The organism is Brevundimonas lenta (assembly GCF_014196335.1).
GTDB lineage: Bacteria > Pseudomonadota > Alphaproteobacteria > Caulobacterales > Caulobacteraceae > Brevundimonas > Brevundimonas lenta.
In genome coordinates this window covers 716,899-739,264 of sequence record NZ_JACIDM010000001.1, presented here as the reverse complement: position 1 = coordinate 739,264, position 22,366 = coordinate 716,899, and the positions used below count along the sequence as shown (strand labels likewise).

Genomic DNA, 22,366 nt, shown 5'->3' with positions numbered 1-22,366 from the left:
GGGGGGTGCGACGATGCCCGTCACAGGCCAACTCTGGTTCACGACCGAAGCCGGCGATGCGGACACCCGCATCGTCCGCGTCAACAGCGACGGCTCCGGCCAGACCATCAACATCGATAACTCCCCGGCCGTGGATCCCCTGATCAGCTCCTTCGTGGCTGATGTCGGCCTCGACACCGCGGCGGGCTTCTACTTCGCCCTCGCCAACGGCGGCGTGAGCGGGCTCAACGCCTTCCTGGTCCGCGGCGCCATCGGCAGTTCGGCGGCCCCGACCACCGTCATCGATTTCGCCGACAACATCATCGTCAACGGCATCCAGGTCGATGCGATCAACCAGCGCATCTACGTCGGCTACCAGGACGACAGTGGCGCGGCGCCCGCCAACACCGGCATCCGCGTCTACAGCTACACCGCGGCCGGCGCCCTCACTGACCTGGGCTTCCTGGTCACCGCCGCGACCGACACCCGCGGCAACGAGAGCGGCGTCGCCCTACTGGACCCGCGCGACTTCGCCCTCGACACCTCGCTCGGGCGGCTGTTCTACACCGAGCTGCTGACCGGCGGCGTCGCCTCGGTCGGACTGTTCCGGCTGGACCTCGCCAACCCGACCGTCACCACCCAGCTGGTCAGCCAGACGCAGTTCCCGGACAACGGCGCGAACGGCTACATCCACGACGTCGAGGTCGATCCAACGACCGACCTGGTCTACTTCTCGACCCAGTCGAACGCCCCGTTCGGCGGCGCCGGCTACAACGCCGCCCATAACGCCATCTGGTACATCGACGAGCACGCCACGGACGGCACGGCCGTGAAGGTGACCCTGGTCGGCGCGGTCGGGACAGCCTTCTACCCCGGCGACATGACCTTCGATCAGAATTCTCGCCAGCTCTACGTCGAGTCCGAAGAGGGCGGCGCGGGCAGCGCCGACGACGTGATCTACGTCTTCCAGCTGAACGCGGCGGGCACCAGCGCCACCCTGATCAACACCATTTCTCCGTCGCCCGCCTTCACCGGCTCCGCGGCCAATATCCAGGGCATGTTCTTCGCCCACCTGGCGACCCTGGGCGCGCCCACGGGTACGTCGACGGCCGTCGCCGAACAGGGCGCCGGCGTGATCCTGCTCACCGGCGCACCGGACATCACCGACGTCGACGGCGCTCGCCTCACCGGCGCAACGGTCCAGATCACGGACGGCCGCCCCCCGTCCAGCCCGACCGACGACCACCTCGGCTACGGCGCGGCGCAACAGATCTCGGGCCTGATCGCCGGCACCAACATCACGCTCGCCTGGAACGCCTCGACCGGGACCCTGAGCCTGACCGGCTACGACACCATCGCCAACTACGAGGCGGCGCTGGCGGAGATCCGCTTCTGGTCCACCGGCGATAACCCGACCAACTATGGCGCCAACACCGGCCGCACCCTCACCTGGACGGTCAACGACGGCACGCCCGGCGTGCCCGCCGGCTCGTCCAACAGCAGCACGACCACGATCAACATCGCAGCGGTGAACGACGCTCCCGTCAACGGCGTGGTCTCCACGGCCTCGGGCAATGAGGGGTCCAACATCGCGGTCTCCGGGCTGCAGGTCAGCGACGCGGACTCCAATGCCAGCGTCAGCAACCTCTCGGTGACCCTGTCGGTCGACCAGGGCGTGCTGACCCTGCGGACCGATGTCGCGGGCGGCCTGACCGCCGGCGATCTCAGCGGCAACGGCACCGCGACGGTGACCGTCACCGGCACGCAGACCGAGATCAACGCCACGCTCGCGGCGGTGAACGGCCTCGTCTATTTCGGCGCCAGCTTCTCCGGAACCGCGACCCTGACCGTGGTCACCAGCGACGGCGGCAATACCGGCTCGGGCGGCGTGCAGTCGGACACCGACGCCTACAGCATCACCGTGATCGCGGTGAACCAGCCCCACACCGGCGGAGTCTCGATCACCGGCACGGCGACCGAGGACCAGGTCCTGACCGCCAGTACCTCGACGCTGGCCGACGGCGACGGCCTCGGGACGCTGCACTACCAGTGGCAGCGCGACACCGGCGGCGGCTACGTCAACGTCGGCTCCGACAGCGTCACCTACACCCTCGGCGACGCGGACGTGGGCGGTCTCCTGCGGGTCGTCGTCAGCTACACCGACCTCGGCGGCACGGCTGAATCGGCGACCAGCGCCTCGACCTCCGCCATCGCCAACGTCAACGATCCCCACACCGGCGGAGCCTCCATCACGGGCACGGCGACCGAGAACCAGGTCCTCACCGCCGTCTCGACGATCGCGGATGCCGACGGTGTTGGAACCCTGCACTACCTGTGGCAGCGCAACACCGGCTCAGGCTTCGTCAACGTCGGTCTCGACCAGGCGACCTACACCCTCGGCGACGCCGACGTCGGGGGCGTGCTGCGCACCGTCATCTACTACACCGACGCCGGCGGCACGGTGGAGTCGGCGACCAGCGCCGCGACCGCCGCCATCGCCGGCGTCAACGATCCGCACACCGGCGGCGCCTCGATCACCGGCACGGCGACCGAGGACCAGGTCCTGACCGCCGTCTCGACCCTGGCCGACGTCGACGGCCTGGGGACCCTGCACTACCAGTGGCAGCGCGACACCGGCTCGGGCTTTGTCAACGTCGGCGCCGATCAGGCGACCTACACCCTCGGCGACGCCGATGTGGGCGGCCTGATCCGCGTGGTCATGGGCTACACCGACGGCCAGGGCTTCGCCGAGTCCGCGACCAGCGCGTCGACCGCGGCCATCGCCAGCATCAACGACCCGCACACCGGCGGCGTCTCGATCACCGGCGCGGCGGAAGAGAATTCAGTCCTCACCGCCAACACCTCCACCCTCGCCGACGCCGACGGTCTCGGCACCCTGCACTACCAGTGGCAGCGCGATCTCGGCTCGGGCTTCGTCAATGTCGGTCTCGACCAGGCGACCTACACGCTCGGGGCCGTCGATATCGGCGGCGTAGTCCGCGTGGTGGTCTCTTATGTGGACCTGCACGGCACGGCCGAATCCCAGGCGAGCGCCGCCACGGCCACCGTCGTGATCGACAACCTCCCGGCCGTCGCGGTCGACGACACGGCCTCGACCGGCGAAAGCGCGGTCCTCAACGGCACCGTGGTCGGCAACGACAGCGACCCGGACGGCCCGGCCCTGACCGTCAGCGCCGTCAACGGCTCGGCGGCCAACGTCGGGACCCAGATCACCCTGGCCTCGGGGGCCCTGCTGACCCTGAACGCCAACGGGACCTACAGCTACGACCCGAACGGCGTCTTCACCCACCTGCCCGCCGGCGCCAGCGACACCGACACCTTCACCTATGCCCTGCTGGACGGGAACACCGCGACGGTGACCCTCACCATCACCGGCGTGGACAGCGAGGGCGACGTCCTCGTCGGCGGCCCCGGAAACAACACGCTGAACGGCGGCGCAGGCGTCGATACCGCCGACTACGGCGGCGCGCCCGGCGGCGTGCACATCCGGCTTCACACCGGCGTCGGCGACGACGGCCAGGGCGGCACGGACACCCTCGTCTCCATCGAAGACCTGATCGGTTCGGCCTTCAACGACATCCTGATCGGCGCAGCCGGCGACAACGTCCTCAGCGGCGGCGCCGGCTCCGACACCCTGATCGGCATGGAGGGCAATGACACCCTGGTCGGCGGCGCGGGCGCCCCAAACCAGTTGCAGGGCGGTCTGGGCGACGACGACTACTTCGTCGAGGCCAACGATACCGTGGTCGAGCTGCCCAACCAGGGCCACGACCGCATCTTCACCACGCGCAACGCCATGACGCTGGTGGCCAATGTCGAGGAACTACACTTCACCGGCGCCGGAAACTTCACCGGGGTCGGCAACATCCTCGACAACACCATCGTCGGCGGCGCGGGCGACGACCTGCTCAGCGGCCGAGGGGGCAATGACACCCTGAACGGCGGCGCCGGAACCGACACCGTCACCTACGCGGCGGCGGCGGCGGGCGTCTCGGCCAGCCTGCTCACCGGCGCGGTCGGTAATGACGGCGACGGCGGCTCGGACACCCTGACCGGTTTCGAGAATCTGGTCGGCTCGGCCTTCGGCGACAACCTGGTCGGCGACAACGGCGTCAACGTCATCTCGGGCGGGACCGGGAACGACATCATCCGCGGCAACGGCGGCAACGACCTGCTGCAGGGCGGGCCCGGATCCGACTATGTCAGCTATTCGGGCGCGACCTCGGGCGTGGTGGTCCGGCTCGACCTCAACACCGCCCAGGACGGCACGGGCGGGACCGACACCATTGTCGCCTTCGAGAACGTCATCGGTTCGGCCCAGGCCGACATGATCGTCGGCGACGCGGCCGGCAACGTCCTGCAGGGCGAGGACGGCGCCGACGTGCTGATCGGGCGTGGCGGCGGCGACCTTCTGATCGGCGGCGCCGGGGCAGCCAACACCCTCTACGGTGGCGCGGGCGACGACCTCTACGTCGTCACCGCCAATGACACGATCATCGAACTGGCCGGCGAGGGAACCGATACGGTCCAGACCTCCCGGGCCTACCTCGTCCTGGCGGCCAATATCGAGAACCTGAACTTCACCGGGACCGGCGACTTCCATGGCGCAGGCAACGCCTCCGCCAACGTCATCACCGGCGGCGCGGGACGCGACTCCCTGGTCGGCGGCGGCGGAAACGACACCCTGAACGGCGGCGACGGCCACGACACGGCCTGGTTCACCGGCCAGGCCTCGGACTACCTGATCGAGGATCTCGGCGGCGGCCAGTTTCGCGTCACCGACAGCGTCGGCGGGCGCGACGGCGTCGACATCCTGAACGGTATCGAACAGGTCCGATTCCTCGACGTCACCAGCGTTCTGGGCGGCGGCGCCGCTCCGGCCCTGACGACCAAGCAGGTGGACGGCGCCCAGGTGCTGCCCGCGGTCGACCACCCGGAGGTCCTGCCTGCGGTGTTCGATGCGGACGACCTCGCGACGGACGGCTTCGACGGCCTCGCCCTCGCGCCCGCCCTGCGCGAGGCTCATGGGCCGGACGGAAGCCTGCACCTGATCGACAGCTGGCACACCCATCACGACTGGATGTTCTGACTGCGCGGCGCCACCCGACCGCGAGAAATTCGCCTTTCGCGAAACGGTCGGTTGAAAGTCTCGCGGCTTTAAGATTTAGGTAACGTTGGTATTGCGCCCGGCTCGGGCGTGACGACGCGTGCGCCTCATGCGCGACGCGTATGGGGGAGACCGCCGATGCCCGTCACCTGGACAACTGTGACCGATCCCATCGGGGATACGGGCGCTTTCGACAGCCGCATGATCTTCGGCGACTTCGACGGCGATGGCGACATCGACATCCTCTACCAGAACGGCAACACCGCCGGGACCGGCATCGGCTACCTGCAGAACAACGGCAACGGAACGTTCGTCAACTACACGGACGCGACCGCCGCCGGATCGATCTTCGCCGGCGTGGACCTCTCTGGCCGCCAGCTCACCCCGGCCAACTTCTTCATCTTCGACTTCGACCGCGACGGCGACCTCGACATCCTGGACCGCACGTCCGGCACCACCACCCTCTTCCAGAACAACGCCAACGCCGGCTTCACCCGCATCGCCGATCCGATCCCGGACACCGGCAGCTTCGACCAGCGCATGGTCTGGGGCGACTTCGACGGCGACGGCGACGTGGACGCCCTCTACCAGAACGGCAACACCGCCGGATCGGGCATCGGCTTCCTGCGCAACGACGGCGGCCTGAACTTCACCAACTTCACCAACGCCAGCGCGGCGGGCACGCCCTTCACCGGCGTCAGCTTCACCGGCCTGCAGATCACCGCCAGCACCTTCGTCATCGACATCGATGACGACGGCGACATGGACATCCTTGATCGCGGCTCGACCCAGGTCATGTACCGCAACGACGCCGGCAGCATGGTGCGGACCACGGATCCGCTGACGGACATCGGCAGCTTCGACGCCCGCATGATCACGGGCGACTTCGACAGCGACGGCGACACCGACGTCATCTATCAGAACGGCAACACCGCCGGGACCGCCTTCGGTTACTTTCAGAACAACGGCGGGACCTTCACCAACTTCACCAGCCTGACCGGCACGCCCTTCGCCGGCCTCGACCTGACGAACCAGCAACTGACCACCTGGACGACCGTCGATATCGACGGCGACGGCGATGTGGACATCGTCGACCGCGACCAGGCCGGCGGCGGCCTGGTGCTGTATCGCCAGAACGGCGCGCCGCCCGTCATCGCCAGCTCGACCCCGTCCGACAACGCCACGGGCGTCGCCGTGGGCGCCAACATCACCCTGACGTTCAGCGAAAGCGTCACCAAGGGCGCCGGCAACATCTATCTGTACCGCGGCGACGGCACGCTGATCGAAACGATCAGCGTCGGCTCGGCCCAGGTGACCGGCTCGGGCACGACCTGGACGATCGATCCGTCAGTCACCCTCGCGGGTCTGACCAACTACTATGTCCTGATCGACCAGGAGACCTTCGCCGACGCCGACGGCGCGGTGTTCGCGGGCATCAGCAACGCCACGACGCTGAACTTCACCACTGTGAACCCGAACACCGCCCCGACTTTCACCAGCTTCAACGGCGACGCCCAGGCCTTCACCGAAGGCACGCCGGTTCGCATCGAGGTGGCCGGCAACGCCAACGTCGCCGATGCCGAACAGGCCAATTTCAACGGCGGCACCCTGACCGTCACGATCGCCGCGAACGGCGTCGCCGCCCAGGACGTGCTCAGCATCGCCAACATCGGCACGGGTGCCGGCCAGATCTCGGTCTCCGGCGCCGCTGTCAGCTATCAGGGCGTCCAGATCGGGACCTTCACCGGCGGAACCGCCGGCGCCGCCCTGGTCATCACCCTCGACTCCGACGCTACGGTCGCCGCCACCCAGGCCCTGGTTCGGGCGCTGCAGTACAACAACACCTCGGACGCGCCGAACACGGCGACGCGAACCATCACGACCGTCCTTACCGACGGCGCGGGCGGAACCAGCGCCACCCAGACGACGACCCTCAGCATCACCGCAACGAACGACCCGCACACCGGCGGCGCCTCGATCTCCGGCACGACGAGCGAGAACGGCGTCCTGACCGCCGTCTCGACCCTCGTCGACCCCGACGGTCTCGGAACCCTGCACTATCAATGGCAGCGCGACACCGGCGGCGGCTACGTCAACGTCGGCGCCGACCAGTCGACCTACACCCTCGGCGACAGCGACGTCGGCGGCGTGGTCCGCGTGGTGATCTATTACACCGACGCCGGCGGCACGGTGGAATCGGCCACCAGCGCCGGCACGGCAGCCATCGCCGCCGTCAACGACCCGCACACCGGCGGCGCCTCCATCACCGGCACGGCGACCGAGGACCAGGTCCTGACCGCCGTCTCGAACCTCGCCGACGTCGATGGCCTCGGGACCCTGCACTACAACTGGCAACGCGACACCGGCTCGGGCTTCGTCTCGATCGGCGCCGCCGACCAGGCGACCTACACCCTCGGCGACGCCGACGTGGGTGGCGTGGTCCGCGTGGTGATCAGCTACACCGACGGCCAGGGCTTCTCGGAGTCCGCGACCAGCGCCGGCACCGCCGCCATCGCCAACGTCAATGACCCCCACACCGGCGGCGCGTCGCTCACCGGCACGGCGAGCGAGGACCAGGTCCTCACCGCGGTCTCGACCATCGCCGACGCCGACGGCCTCGGCGTCCTGCACTACCAGTGGCAGCGCGATATCGGCGGCGGCTACGTCAACGTCGGCGCCGACCAGTCGACCTACACCCTCGGCGACAGCGACATCGGCGGCGTGGTGCGCGTGGTCATCTATTACACCGACGCCGGCGGCACGGTGGAATCGGCGACCAGCGCCGCCTCGGCCGCCATCACCGCCTCCAACGACACGCCCACCGGCGGTGTCTCGATCACCGGCACGACGACCGAGGACCAGGTCCTGACGGCCGACACCTCGACCCTGGCCGACTCCGACGGCCTCGGAACCCTGCACTACGACTGGCAGCGCGACACCGGTTCGGGCTTCGTTTCGATCGGGGCCGCCGACCAGGCGACCTACACCCTCGGCGACGCCGATACGGGCGGCGTGGTCCGCGTGGTGGTCAGCTACACCGATGGCCAGGGCTTCTCCAACGCCGTGACCAGCGCCGCCACGGCGGCCATCGCCGCGGTCAACGACCCGCACACAGGCGGCGCCTCGATCACGGGCACGGCGACCGAGAACCAGGTCCTCACCGCCGTCTCGACCCTGGCCGACGCCGACGGTCTCGGAACCCTGCACTACGACTGGCAGCGCGATACCGGCTCGGGCTTCGTCTCGACCGGCGCCGCCGACCAGGCGACCTATACGCTCGACGACGCAGACGTCGGCGGCGTGATCCGCGTGGTCATCAGCTACACCGACGCCCAGGGCTTCGCCGAGTCCACGACCTCCGCCTCGACCGCGGCCATCGCCAACGTCAACGACGTGCACACCGGCGGCGTCTCGATCACCGGCACGGCGACCGAGGACCAGGTCCTCACCGCGGTCTCGACCCTGGCCGACGTCGATGGCCTCGGGACCATCCACTATCAGTGGCAGCGCGACACCGGCGGCGGCTTCGTCAACGTCGGCGCCGACCAGGCGACCTACACCCTCGGCGACGCCGACGTGGGCGGCGTGATCCGCGTGGTGGCCTACTACACCGACGGCCTGGGCACGGTGGAATCGGCGACCAGCGCCGGCACCAACGCGATCGCCAACGTCGACGACGCCGCCGTGGCGGTGGACGACAGCGACTCGACCCTCGAAAGCGCCGTCCTCAACGGCTCGGTGGTCGTCAACGACACCGACATCGACGGCCCGGCCTTCGTGGTCAGCGCGGTCAACGGCGCGGCCGGCGCGGTCGGAAACCAGATCGCCCTGGCCTCGGGCGCCCTGCTGACGCTCAACGCGAACGGCACCTACAGCTACGATCCCAACGGCGCCTTCACCGACCTGTCGGGCCCCGGCTCCGGCGGGACGAACCTGGTCCGGACCGACAGCTTCACCTACACCCTCGCCAACGGAAACACGGCCACGGTGACCATCACCGTCGTGGGCGAAGACAGCCCGGGCGACGTCGTCCAGGGCGACAGCGGCGACAACACCCTGACCTCCGGCGACGGTTCCGACACCCTCGTCGGCGGCGGCGGCAACGACACCCTGATCGGCGGCGACGGCGTCGACGAGGCCGACTACAGCGGCTCGCCCGGCGGCGTTCACATCCGCCTCAACGGCGGCTTCGGCGACGATGGTTACGGCAACACCGACACCCTGTCGGGCATCGAGAACCTGACCGGCTCGGGCTTCAACGACATCCTGATCGGCGCGGCCGGCGGCAACGTCCTCAATGGCGGGGGCGGCAGCGACGTTCTGCTCGGCCTGGACGGCGACGACACCCTCGTCGGCGGCTCCGGCGCGGCCAACCAGCTGCAGGGCGGTCTGGGAGACGACGACTACTTCGTCGAGGCCAACGACACGATCATCGAGCTGCTCAACCAGGGCCACGACCGCGTCTTCACCACGCGCAACGCCATGACCCTCGTGGCCAACGTCGAGGAACTGCACTTCACCGGCGCCGGAAACTTCGCCGGCACGGGCAACATCCTCGACAACACCATCGTCGGCGGAGACGGCGACGATCTGCTGTCGGGCCGCGGCGGCAGCGACACCCTGCATGGCGGGTCCTCCGGCAGCGACACCGTCACCTACGCCGGCGCCATGGCGGGCGTGTCCGCCAGCCTGCTGACCGGCGCGGTCGGCAACGACGGCGACGGCGGCTCGGATACGCTGATCGACATCGAGAACCTGCTGGGCTCCGCCTTCAACGACAATCTGGTCGGCGACAACGGCGCCAACATCCTGCAGGGCGGCGCCGGCAACGACATCATCCGCGGCAACGGCGGCAACGACAGCCTGAACGGCGGCATCGGCACGGACTACGTCAGCTACTCGACCGCCACCTCGGGCGCGACCGTCCGTCTCGACATGAACAGCGCCCAGGACGGCATGGGCGGCACGGACACCATCGTCGCCTTCGAGAACGTCATCGGTTCGGCCCACGCCGACCTGATCGTCGGCGACGCGGCGGGCAATGTCCTGCAGGGCGAAGGCGGCGCCGACGTCCTGATCGGCCGTGGCGGGAACGACAACCTCTTCGGCGGCGCCGGGGCGGCCAACACCCTGTTCGGCGGCGAAGGCGACGACTTCTATATGGTCGAGGCTAACGACACGATCGTCGAGCTGGCGGGCGAGGGCAACGACACCGTCCTGACCGCCCGCAACCAGTTCACCCTGGCCGCCAACGTCGAGAACCTGACCTTCAACGGCACGGGCAATTTCGCCGGCACGGGCAATGCCTCCAACAACATCATCAGCGGCGGCGGCGGCCTCGACACCCTGATCGGCGGCGGCGGCAACGACACGCTGAACGGCGGCCTCGGCCACGACACGGCCCGCTTCACCGGCCTGGCCTCCGAATATCTCATCGAGGATCTGGGCGGCGGCCAGTATCGCGTCACCGACACCGTCGGCGGCCGCGACGGGGTCGATATCCTGAACGGCGTCGAACAGGCCCGCTTCTCGGACTCGACCACCGCTCTGGGCGGCGCAGGCGCGCCGGCGCTGACGGCCAAGCAGACGGATATGGCCCAGGTCATGCCGCTGATGGACGACGACTTCCTGTTCGGGACGCTCGACGACCAACCTGTGGTCCTGCCGGCGGTGTTCGATGCGGACGATTTCGCGATCGACGGCTTCGACGGCCTGGCCCTCGCCCCGGTCCTGCGCGAGGCCCACGCTCCGGACGGCAGCCTGCACCTGATCGACAGCTGGCACACCCACGACGACTGGATGTTCTGAACCCTCATTCGGTGACAGTGGCTCGCCGCTGTCACCGGGTGTAATTGAGCCGCTTCATTTTCCGCGCTGCCCGCTGGCCGGGTGTCGCCGGCCGCATGCGGTCGCGCGCCGTCGGAAGGTGCAGCGTCATGGATCAGCAACGTCTCGACCAGTTCATGGGCAAGATGGTCGGCGACCTCGGGGCCGCCGTCTCGGCCGCCCTGGTCATCGTCGGCGACAAGCTCGGCCTCTACAAACAGCTGGCCGAAGGCGGGCCCCAGACCCCGGCGCAACTGGCCGAACGGGTCGGCGCGCGCGAGCGCTACGTCCGTGAATGGCTAAACGCCCAGGCCGCCTCGGGCTATGTCGATTACGATCCGGCGAGCGGCGCCTACGAGCTGAACGAGGAACAGGCCATGGTCTTCGCCCGCGAGGGCGAGCCGACCTTCATGGCCGGCGGGTTCGAGATCGTCGCCTCCCTGTTCCGCGACGAGCCGCGCATCACCGAGGCGTTCAAATCCGGCGACGGCGTCGGCTGGCATGAACACGACAAATGCCTGTTCCGCGGCACAGAGCGCTTCTTCCGCGCCGGCTACAACGCGCACCTCGTGGCCAGCTGGCTGCCGGCCCTGGACGGCGTCGTCGAAAAGCTGGAGCGCGGGGCGAAGGTGGCCGACATCGGCTGCGGCCACGGCGCCTCGACCGCCATCATGGCCAGGGCCTTCCCGAAGTCGCAGTTCTTCGGCTTCGACTATCACGGCCCCTCGATCGAGCGGGCCGAGAAGTTGGCCGTCGACGAGGGCGTCAGCGGGAACACCACCTTCGCCGTCGCCTCGGCCAAGGGGTTTGAGGGTAACGACTTCGATCTCGCCTGCATCTTCGACGCCCTGCACGACATGGGCGATCCCGTCGGCGCCGCCGCCCACATCCGCCAGGCGCTCAAGCCCGACGGGACCTGGCTGCTGGTCGAACCGTTCGCCAACGACAAGGCCGAGGACAATCACAACCCGGTCGGCCGCATCTTCTATTCGGCCTCGACCATGATTTGCACCCCGGCCTCGCTCAGTCAGGAGGTCGGGCTGGGCCTCGGCGCCCAGGCCGGGGAAGCCCGGCTGCGCGCGGTCTGCGAGGAGGCCGGCTTCACCCGTTTCCGTCGGGCCGCCGAGACGCCGTTCAACCTGATCTTCGAGGTCCGCCCCTGACAGTTCGACGCATCCCGCTCGACGGGGGCTCGACTGTTACAAAGTAACACGCTACAGAACGGGCGATGTCGCCGTCCGATCTCGCGCAACCCCTCCTGCTGTCCCTGCTGGGCACCGGCTTTGTGACAGCCTTCCTGCACGCCGCCCTGCCGACCCACTGGCTGCCCTTCGTCCTCGTCGGACGGGCCCAGCGCTGGAGCCTGCCGCGCGTACTCGGGGCCGTGACGGCAGCGGGTCTGGCCCACATCGTCACCACCGCGGCGGTCGGCGGCCTGATCGTCATGGCCGGCCTGGCGCTGGACCAGTGGATCTCTGGCCTGCTGCCGCATCTCTCGGCGGTCCTGCTCTTCCTCTTCGGCGCCTTCTACCTCGCCCGCGCCACCCTGCGCGGGCCCCAGCTGGCCGGCGGCCCGCAGATCGAATTGCCAGAGCCGGCCGTATCCCACGCCGCGGCCTTCTGGGGTCTGGTCGCCATGATGGCGATCTCCCCGGGCGAGGTCCTGCTGCCGATCTATCTGTCCCAGGCCGCCGAAGGCGCCATGGTGCTCGGGGTCCTCACCCTCGCCTTCGCCGCCGGCACCATCGCGGGCATGGCCGTCTTCACCCTGCTGGCCCGCGCCGGCTGGTCGGTCCTCCGCCTCGAGCGCTGGGCCCGCTACGAAGGCGCCGTCCTCGGTATCGCCTTGATCTGTATCGGACTCCTGGTCGTCATGCATCAGCACTGACGATAGGTTATACATTTACAATCAATCAGTTAGCTCACGCCGCCGTTGACCGTCGCCGCCACGGCTCCTACGAAGGCTGACATGGGCCACGGGCACGACCATTCGCATCACGACCACGCGCACCATGACCACGATCATGGTCATGGGCACAGCCACGCGCACGGCCATCACCATCACGGCCCGGTCGACACCGGCGACTGGCGCTACGCGCTGGGCCTGATCATCAACCTGGCCTTCGTCGGCGTCGAATTCACCGCCGGGGTGCTCAGCGACTCCACCGCCCTGATGGCCGACGCGGGCCACAACCTGTCTGACGTCCTCGGCCTCGCCATGGCCGGCGGCGCCGCCTGGCTGGCCCGTCGCGCCGGCGGTTCGCAGAAGACCTACGGCTACGGCAAGGCCACCGTCCTCGCCGCCCTGTTCAACGCCCTGCTTCTGATCTTCGCCTGCGGCGCCATCGCCTTCGAGGCGTTCCGCCGTCTGAACGATCCGGCTCCGGTCGGCAGCGTCACCATCATGGTCGTCGCCGGCATCGGCTTCGTCATCAACCTGGCCACTGCCCTGCTGTTCATGAAGGACCAGCACAAGGACCTGAACGTCCGCGGGGCCTATCTGCACATGATGGCCGACGCGGCCGTTTCGCTGGGCGTCGTCATCGCCGGCGGCGTGATCCTGTTCAGCGGCTGGGCGATCATCGACCCGCTGGTCAGCCTGGTCATCGTCGCCGTCATCATGATCGGCACCTGGGGGCTGTTGAAGGACTCGGTGAACCTGGCGCTGGACGCCGCTCCGCGGGGGGTGGACGTCGACGCCGTCCGCGCCGCCTTCCTCGACCTGCCGGGTGTCACGGCCGTGCACGACCTGCACATCTGGGGCCTGTCGACCACCGAGACCGCCCTCACCGCCCACCTGGTGCACGACCGCGCCGACGGCCAAGCCCTGCTGGCCGAGGCGCAGGGCCTCGCCCGCACCCGCTTCCGTATCGGCCACACCACCCTGCAGCTGGAAACCGGCGCCCTCCCTGACTGCCCGGCGTGCTGAGCCGCTGAAGGGTTCATCACGAAGAGCACGAAGGGGGCACGAAGAACACAAAGGGGTCGGAGCACGATCACGACGCGGCACGCGTCATTCCTTTGACGGAAGCGAGGCGCACCGCTTGCCACCTCCCCGGTCCCGTCGTGTCCTTCGTGGCCTTCTTCGTGTCCTTTGTGACGAACCAGCCGACCTCAACGGTCGAAGGCGCCTGACGGCGCGAAACCCGTTCTCACTGGCGCCCGGCGCCCGCCGCCCCTAGATGAGCGCCATGACCGACACCGCCTCTGGCAAGACCCCCGTCACCGTCCTCACCGGCTATCTCGGCGCGGGCAAGACCACCCTCCTGAACCGCATCCTCACCGAGGATCACGGCAAGCGTTACGCCGTCATCGTCAACGAGTTCGGCGAGATCGGCATCGACAACGACCTGGTGGTCGGCGCCGACGAGGACGTGTTCGAGATGAACAACGGCTGCGTCTGCTGCACCGTACGCGGCGACCTGATCCGCGTCGTCAACGGCCTGATGAAGCGCCAGCGCCCGGGCAAGCCCGCCTTCGACGCCATTATCGTCGAGACCACCGGCCTGGCCGACCCCGGCCCGGTGGCCCAGACCTTCTTCGTCGACGACGAGGTCAAGGCGAAGACCGTGCTGGACAGCGTCACCGCCCTGGTCGACGCCAAGCACGTCATGGCCCGCCTCGACGACTCGAAAGAGGCCCGCGAGCAGGTCGCCTTCGCCGACCAGATCATCCTCAACAAGACCGACCTCGTCACCGAGGACGAACTGGTCGCGGTCGAGACGCGCCTGCGCGGCCTTAACCCGCTGGCCCCCATCACCCGGGCCCAGCGGGCCGACGTGCCGCTGGACCAGATCCTCGGCGTGCACGGTTTCGATCTGGAGCGGATCACCGAGGTCCGCCCCGACTTCGTCAATCCGCCGCACGGCGCCGACGGTCACGTCCACGACGACCACTGCGGCCACGATCACCACGATCACGACCACGGGCACGATCACGCCCATGATCACGAGCACCATCACCACGGCGCCCGCGGCCATGCGCACGAGGACGACATCAAGGGCATCGCCCTGTCGCTGGACCGCCCGATGGACGGCCAGAAATTCACCCACTGGCTGGACAAGCTGCTCGGCGAGCAGGGTCAGAACATCCTGCGCGCCAAGGGCATCATCGATGTCCAGGGCGAGGATCGCCGCCTGGTCTTCCAGGCCGTGCACATGATCCTCGAGGGCGACCTGCAGAAGCCGTGGGGCGACAAGGAGCGCCGCTGGTCGCGCGCGGTCTTCATCGGCCGCGACCTCGACGAGGCGGCCCTGAAGGCCGGGTTCGAGGCCTGCGCAGCATGATCGCCCCGGCCCAACCCCCGCGCGAGGCCGTGGTTCGCTACGCCACGCCCGAGGTCGACATTCTGAGCCCCGGCGACTTCGTCCGCTGCGCCGTCTCCGACAAGGCCATTCCGCTGGACCGTCTCACCTATTGGAGTGTCGAGCTTCAGGAGGCATACGCCTCGCCTGAACTCATGACCCGCCGCTGGGTCGAGACCCACAAGGCCGCGGAATGATCCGTTTCGACTTCGACGCCCAGCCCACCGCCGCCCTGTTCGACAAGACCGGCGCCGTCTTCGCGCTCGGCGACGGCGCGGTGCGTTTCGAGGGCGGCGAGTTCAGCATCGCCCATGACGGCGCCGTGCTGTGCGCCGCCGTCCATCCCTCCGGCGACGGCGTGGTCACCGGCGGCGACGACGGCCGGGTCATCTGGCACCGCCGCGGCGAGGCCGGTCTGCTGGCCACCGCCAAGGGCGCCTGGATCGACGCCATCGACGCCTCGGCCGACAGCGGCCTGATCGCCTTCTCGGCCGGCAAGACCCTGTCGGTCATCGACGCGAAGGACGCCGCCTTCCGCCGCGACTTCCAGCACGAGCGCACCGTCTCCGGCGTCGCCTTCGAGCCGAAGGGCCGCCGCATCGCGACCTCGACCTACGGCGGCGCGGCCCTGTGGTTCGCCCGCATCGCGGAGCAGAAGCCGACGCTGCTGAAGTGGGCCGGTTCGCACACCGGCGTCGCCTTCTCGCCCGACGGCGCCTTCGTCGTCACCTCGATGCAGGACAACCAGCTGCACGGCTGGCGGATCAAGGATCAGAAGAACCTGCGCATGGGCGGCTATCCGTCCAAGGTGAAGGCCATCAGCTTCCTGTCCGGCGGCCAGCTGATGGCCACCTCGGGCGCCCAGGGCGCCGTGCTGTGGCCCTTCGTCGGCTCCAACGGCCCGATGGGCCGCGAAGCCACCGAGATCGGCTTCGATGAGGGCAGCCTCGTCTCCGTCGTCGCCTCGCGTCCGAAGCACGGTCTGCTCGCCGCCGGCCTTAACGACGGCCGCGTCTGGCTGGCCGATCCGGCGGGTCAGGGGCTGAATTTCCTCAAGGCCGAAAAGGGCGCCGCCATCACCGTCCTGGCCATGAGCGAGGATGCGAAACGCGTCGCCTGGGCCGACGAGGACGGTCACGCCGGCGTCTTCGACCTGTGACGGCTTGCGTACGCGGCCCGCGCCGGGCCAGGATCACCGCATGAGCGGGGGGGCGACCATCAAGAAACGCGGACGGCCGCTGCTGACCGTCTTCCTGGCGCTTGTCCTGCTGGTCATGAGCGGCGTCGCCGCCTATGCGATCTTCCCGCCGCCGATCACCTTCCTGATGGCCAGCCGCGCCCTCGCCGGCGAGGGTCTGTCCTACAAGTGGCGCTCGCTGGACGACATGTCGCCGCGCCTGGTCGAGGCCGCCATCGCCGCCGAGGATTCCACCTTCTGCCGCCACGCCGGCTTCGACATGAAGGCCATCGAGCGCGCGCTCGAGGCCAACGCCCGCAACGAAAAGCGCGGCAACGGCCGTGTCCGCGGCGGCTCGACCATCAGCCAGCAGACCGCCAAGAACGTCTTCCTCTGGCCCGGCCGCGACTGGATCCGCAAGGGTCTGGAGGCCGGCTACACGGTCCTGATCGAGACGGTCTGGAGCAAGCGGCGGATCATGGAGGTCTATCTCAACGTCGCCGAGATGGGCCCCGGCGTGTACGGCGTCGAGGCCGCGTCACGGCACTGGTTCGGCAAGAGCGCCGACGAGCTGACCCCGCGCGAGGCTGCCCGCCTGATCGCCATCCTGCCCTCCCCGCGCCGCTACAAGGCGGGCTCGCCCGGTCCGTACGTCCGCCGCCGCGCCTCGCGCATCCAGGCGGCCATGGGCACGGTGCGCAACGAAGGTCTAGCGACCTGCGTTCTGGGATAAGCGGCGCCGCTTGACCGAACGGCTCCGCTCCGGTCCCTTGCCCGGAGAAAAGCGGCGGCAAGCCGCGAGGAGGAGGATCCCATGAAGCGTTCCCTGATGACGGCCGCCGCCGTCTGCGCCCTCGGCCTCGGCCTGGCCGCCTGCGCCGGCATGGCCATGAACAGCGAGGCCCAGGCCGCCGCGCCGGAACAGGCCGCCGCCGCGCCCGCCTTCCCCGCCACCGCAGAGGGCGCGACCGCCTTTGTCGCCGACGCCGAAGCGCGCCTCGCCGCCCTCAACGAAGAGGCGGCGCGCATCCAGTGGACGCGCGCGACCAACATCACTTTCGACACCATGTGGCTCGAGAGCCGGATCAACGCCAAATACACCGAGACCCAGGTCGAGCTGGCCAACGGCGCCGCGCGCTTCAATGACGTCCAGGTGCCCGACGACGTCCGCCGCAAGCTGAACCTGCTGCGCCTCGGCATCGTCCTGCCGGCCCCGAACCGCCCCGGCGCCGCCGCGGAGCTGGCCGAGATCACCACCCGTCTGGATTCGACCTATTCCGTCGGCAAGTTCGACTTCCAGGGCCGCCAGATCACCCTCGACGACGCCAACATCCTGATCGCCGAGAGCCGCAATCCGGAAGAGACCAAGGCCCTGTACGAGGGCTGGCGCACCATCTCGCCGGTCATGGCCCCCGACTACGCCCGCATGGTCGAGATCGCCAACGAGGGCTCGCGCGAGCTCGGCTTCGCCGACACCGGCGCGATGTGGCGCGCCGGCTACGACATGGATCCCGACGCCTTCGCCGCCGAGACCGACCGCCTGTGGGAGCAGGTGAAGCCCTTCTACGAGAACCTGCACTGCTATGTGCGCAACCGCCTGAACGCCAAATACGGCGACGCGGTCCAGCCCGACCACGGCCCGATCCGCGCCGACCTGCTGGGCAACATGTGGTCGCAGCAGTGGGGCAACATCTACGACGTCGTCGCCCCGACCACGGGCGGCGAGAGCAGCTACGACCTGACCGAACTGCTGACGTCGCAGAACTACGACGCCAACCGCATGGTGAAGACCGGCGAGAATTTCTACGTCTCGATGGGCCTCGATCCCCTGCCCCAGACCTTCTGGGAACGGTCGATGATCACCCGCCCGCAGGACCGCGAGGTCGTCTGCCACGCCTCGGCCTGGAACCTCGACAACCTCGAGGACATCCGCATCAAGATGTGCACCCAGGTGAACGGCGACGACTTCTACACCGTCCACCACGAGCTGGGTCACAACTACTACCAGCGCGCCTACAAGGATCAGCCGTTCCTGTTCAAGAACGGGGCGAACGACGGCTTCCACGAGGCCATCGGCGACTTCGTCGGCCTGTCGGCCCTGACGCCCACCTACCTCAACCAGATCGGCCTGCTGCAGACCGTGCCGGGCGACGAGGAGGACATTCCGTTCCTGCTCAAGATGGCGCTCGACAAGATCGCCTTCCTGCCGTTCGGCCTGATGGTCGACCGCTGGCGCTGGGACGTCTTCAGCGGCGAAACCGCGCCGGCCGAATACAACGACGCCTGGTCGGCCAACATGCTGAAGTATCAGGGCCTTGTGCCGCCGGGACCGCGGCCGGCGAACGCCTTCGATCCGGGCGCCAAATACCACATCCCGGGCAACACCCCGTACACCCGCTACTTCCTGGCCCACATCTACCAGTTCCAGTTCCACCGGGCGGCCTGCAAGCAGGCCGGCTGGACCGGGCCGCTGCACCGGTGCTCGATCTACGGCAACAAGGAAGTCGGCGAGCGCTTCAACGTCATGATGGAGATGGGCCAATCCCGCCCGTGGCCCGAGGCGATGGCCGCCTTCACCGGCGAGAACGGCAACGACGCTTCCGCCGTCGCCGACTATTTCGCCCCGCTGAACGTCTGGCTGACCGAACAGAACCGCGGCAAGGACTGCGGCTGGGGCGCCTGAGCCCTTCGAAATGACGGCGCCCGGCGGCGATGGTTGCCGCCGGGTTAACCGTCGCCGTTGGAGCTTCCCTTAACCGAACTCCGTCATTCTTCTGGAATGACCGTGGGCGAGCTGCGTCCGCGGCGCGGCAATTCGGGGCGGGCGATGAATACCGGAAACTGGATCGGCGGCGTCATCGGCGGGTTCGCCCGCCTCTCGCGACGGCTGGCGTCGGAAACGCGCGGCAACGTGGCCATGCTGTTCGGCCTGACCATGCCGGTTCTCATCCTGATGGCCGTCGGCGGTGTGGACATCCACCGCGCCTCGACCGTCCGCGTGAACCTGCAGGACGCCCTCGACGCCGCCGCCCTCGCCGCCGCCCGCTCGCCCTACACCAAGGCCGCCGACATCCAGCGCGTCGGCGAAGCTTCGCTGAAGGCCAACCTCGCGGCCTATCCCAACATCAAGCTCAGCACGTCCAAACCGCCGACCTTCGTCCTCACGCCCAACGACATCGTCATCGCCAACGCCAAGGTCGATGTGAAGGCCATCGTCGCCAACATCTTCCTGCCGCCCTACGGCAAGTTCATGGACGACTACATCGTGGTCGGCTCGCATTCCGAGGTGAACCGCGCGTCGCGGAACGTCGAGGTGGCGCTGGTGCTCGACATCACCGGCTCGATGGATACCGGCACCCGGCTGGAGGACATGCAGAAGGCGGCGAAGGACCTCGTCGACAAGGTCATCCAGACCAATCAGACTCCCTACTATTCCAAGGTCGCGCTGGTCCCGTATTCCTTCGTGATCAATCCGGGCAGTTACCTCACCGCCACCCGCGGCAATCCGGCCACCTACGTGAACGTCACCGGCGCGGTCATGAACGTCGTCGGGGCCCAGAAGACGATCACCGCCGCGACCAGGGCCCGGCCCGTGGTGATCACCTCGAACAACCACGGCTTCGCCAACAACGAAGTCGTCTGGATCAGCGGCGCGACCGGCATGACCCAGATCAACAACAAAGCCTACATCGTCAAGAACCGGACGACCAACACCTTCGAGCTCTACAAGCTGGACGGCACGCGCGTCGACGGCACCGGCTACAGCTCCTACTCGGGCTCGGCCGGCAAGGTTCAGCGATGCCAGGACAACGACTGCTCGGTCATTGTCACGGCCGCTGGCCACACCCTGACCAATAACGACTACGTCTACTTCACCAACGTCAGCGGCCTGAACGACTCCAGCGGGACCAGCGTCGTCAACGGCAAGCCCTTCCTGGTCGGCAACGTCACCAGCACCACCTTCACGATCGAACCGCCCGAGAGCTCGACGATCACGCCCTACGCCTCCGGAGGCAGGGCCTGGTGCGCTCAGGTAGGCTGCGAGTATCTGGCGTTCGAGAACATGGAGGGCGACCTGGTCGCCCACCGGATCAGCGGCTGCATCACCGAACGCACGGGCGCCGACGCCTATACCGAGAAAACTCCCGCAGGCGGACGCTGGCTGGGACGCCATTATCCGAATACGAGCGGCGGCGCCTGCGGCCTCGGCCCGACGATCATGCCGCTGTCCAGCGATGCCGCCACTATCAAGACCCGGATCGGCAATTTCGTCTCGTCAGGCTCGACCGCGGGCCAGATCGGCATCGGCTGGGGCTGGTACATGCTGTCGCCGGAGTTCAACTCTATCTGGCCGTCGGGCTCGGCAGGCGACTACAACCCGGCCAAGTTGCTCAAGGCCGTCGTCATCATGACCGACGGTGAGTTCAACACTCCGTACTGTTCGGGCGTGATCCCGGACAACTGGGGCGCCGGCACCAGCGCCGCGCAGAGGATCGACTGCACCGAGGACGGCGTCTCGCGCTACGAGGATCCCTTCGCCCAGAGCCGCAAGATGTGCGAGGCGATGAAGCTGAAAGGCGTCATCATCTACACGGTCGGCCTGCAGATCGACGCCAACGGCGACGCCGCCGACCTGCTCGAGGACTGCGCCAGCTCGCGGGACAATTTCTTCATGCCGGCCAGCGGCGCCGACCTCTCGGACGCCTTCGCCGCCATCGGCCGCGACATCGTCCAGCTGCGCATCTCGAAATAGAAGAAGGGCGGGACGTCATCGACGTCCCGCCCTTTCGTTCCTGGCGCTCAAGCAGCAGGCGCCCGCGGCGCCTGCGATAGCGTACGCAACCGCGCTCAAGCAGCACCCCGCCCCGCGGGGTGCGATAGCGCCACTCAGATGAGCCGGATTTCCTTCAGACGTTCGGTCAGGAAGTCCTCGGCCATGATCGACTTGCCGACGTAGCGGTCCGGGTTCTCCGGGGTCACCGTCGACGGCAGGCTCTCGATCACGAAGTCCGGGTTGAAGTGCAGAAAGAAGGGCGTCGAGTAACGCGCGAAGCTGGCGCGTTCCGGCGTCGGATTGATCACCCGGTGGCTGGTCGACGGCAGCACGTGGTTGGTCAGGCGCTGCAGCATGTCGCCGATGTTGACCACCAGCGCGCCCGGCGGCGGGGCGATGTCCAGCCACTCGCCGTCCGCGTCCTTCAGCTGCAGCCCGGCCTCTTCGGCCCCCAGCAGCAGGGTGATCACATTGATGTCCTCGTGGGCCCCGGCGCGCACGCCCGACGCGCCAGCCGCCACCGGCGGATAGTGCAGCATCCGCAGGATGCTGTTGCCCAGCTGAACCTTGTCCTCGAAGAAATCGTCGCCCAGCTCCAGATAGCGGGCGATCGCGCGCAGCACCTTGGCGCCCAGCGCGTCCATCGCGCTGAACATGCCGTACAGGTGCTCCTGGAAGCCCTCGACCTCGGTCGGCCAGACGTTGTCGCGCATGTATTTGCGGTACGGGTGGCCTTCCGGCAGCTCGCGGCCGACGTGCCAGAACTCCTTCAGATCGACGGTGGCCGCGCCCTTGGCCGCCTCGACGCCGAACGGGGTCAGGCCGCGCGCGCCGCCCGTGCCCGGCTGGTGATACTGGCGCTTCACGTCCTCCGGCAGGGCGAAGAAGGCCTTGGAGTCGTCGATGGCGGCCTCGATCACCGTCTCATCCAGCCCGTGGTCGGCGATGACGGCGAACCCGTAGCGCTTGAACGAGGCGCCCAGCTTGTCGGCGAACGCCTGGAAGTCGGCGTCATACAGTTTCATCGACACCGGCTCGATGGCGCGGCGGGCAGGGGTGTCAGCAGTCTGGGTCGAGCTCACGGACGGAACCTTTTGTAGTCGTTCTGGCGATGTCCATACGCCCTGCACCCCGACCTTGGCAAAGCGGAGGCGGCCCTGACCGGAAACAGGCTTTGC

12 protein-coding genes are annotated in these 22,366 nt (G+C 68.4%); 11 read left to right on the top strand and 1 reads right to left on the bottom strand.

Features of this window, described 5'->3' with window-relative positions; translation table 11 throughout:
- The first annotated feature begins 13 nt into the window (after positions 1–13).
- The 11 genes from GGR12_RS03730 to GGR12_RS03680 all read left to right on the top strand — a co-directional run bounded on the left by GGR12_RS03730 (position 14) and on the right by GGR12_RS03680 (position 21,167).
- Complete coding sequence (locus GGR12_RS03730; protein WP_183203016.1) at positions 14–5,089, top strand: beta strand repeat-containing protein; 5,076 nt, start codon at positions 14–16, stop codon at positions 5,087–5,089.
- Positions 5,090–5,245: 156 nt separating this feature from the next.
- Positions 5,246–10,915 (top strand): beta strand repeat-containing protein, encoded by a 5,670-nt coding sequence (locus tag GGR12_RS03725; protein ID WP_183203014.1) that lies wholly within the window; start codon positions 5,246–5,248, stop codon positions 10,913–10,915.
- Positions 10,916–11,043: 128 nt separating this feature from the next.
- The gene (locus GGR12_RS03720; protein WP_183203011.1) at positions 11,044–12,096 is read left to right on the top strand and encodes a methyltransferase domain-containing protein; all 1,053 of its coding nucleotides are present in this window, start codon (positions 11,044–11,046) and stop codon (positions 12,094–12,096) included.
- Between the two features lie 65 nt (positions 12,097–12,161).
- Entirely contained in the window at positions 12,162–12,821 is a 660-nt protein-coding gene (locus GGR12_RS03715; protein WP_183203010.1) for a hypothetical protein, read from the top strand.
- Positions 12,822–12,902: 81 nt separating this feature from the next.
- Positions 12,903–13,862, top strand: a complete 960-nt coding sequence (locus GGR12_RS03710; protein WP_183203007.1) for a cation diffusion facilitator family transporter — start codon at positions 12,903–12,905, stop codon at positions 13,860–13,862.
- Between the two features lie 262 nt (positions 13,863–14,124).
- Entirely contained in the window at positions 14,125–15,219 is a 1,095-nt protein-coding gene (locus GGR12_RS03705) for a CobW family GTP-binding protein (RefSeq protein WP_183203005.1), read from the top strand.
- On the top strand, positions 15,216–15,434 hold the full coding sequence (locus GGR12_RS03700) for a DUF2093 domain-containing protein (RefSeq protein ID WP_183203003.1): 219 nt from the start codon (positions 15,216–15,218) through the stop codon (positions 15,432–15,434). The genes GGR12_RS03705 and GGR12_RS03700 overlap by 4 nt, the downstream gene beginning before the upstream one ends.
- Positions 15,431–16,396, top strand: coding sequence for a WD40 repeat domain-containing protein (locus GGR12_RS03695; RefSeq protein ID WP_183203001.1), 966 nt, complete (start codon positions 15,431–15,433; stop codon positions 16,394–16,396). Before GGR12_RS03700 ends, GGR12_RS03695 begins: the two co-directional genes overlap by 4 nt.
- A 40-nt stretch (positions 16,397–16,436) precedes the next feature.
- A complete protein-coding gene (gene mtgA / locus GGR12_RS03690; protein WP_183202999.1) occupies positions 16,437–17,147 on the top strand; it encodes a monofunctional biosynthetic peptidoglycan transglycosylase in 711 nt (236 codons plus the stop codon).
- 81 nt (positions 17,148–17,228) lie between these two features.
- The gene (locus GGR12_RS03685) at positions 17,229–19,097 is read left to right on the top strand and encodes a M2 family metallopeptidase (protein ID WP_183202998.1); all 1,869 of its coding nucleotides are present in this window, start codon (positions 17,229–17,231) and stop codon (positions 19,095–19,097) included.
- 144 nt (positions 19,098–19,241) lie between these two features.
- Positions 19,242–21,167 (top strand): TadE/TadG family type IV pilus assembly protein, encoded by a 1,926-nt coding sequence (locus GGR12_RS03680; RefSeq protein ID WP_183202996.1) that lies wholly within the window; start codon positions 19,242–19,244, stop codon positions 21,165–21,167.
- A gap of 134 nt (positions 21,168–21,301) precedes the next feature.
- Here GGR12_RS03680 and GGR12_RS03675 read toward each other — a convergent pair whose 3' ends face one another.
- The gene (locus GGR12_RS03675; protein ID WP_183203746.1) at positions 21,302–22,213 is read right to left on the bottom strand and encodes an isopenicillin N synthase family dioxygenase; all 912 of its coding nucleotides are present in this window, start codon (positions 22,211–22,213) and stop codon (positions 21,302–21,304) included.
- Positions 22,214–22,366 lie beyond the last annotated feature (153 nt).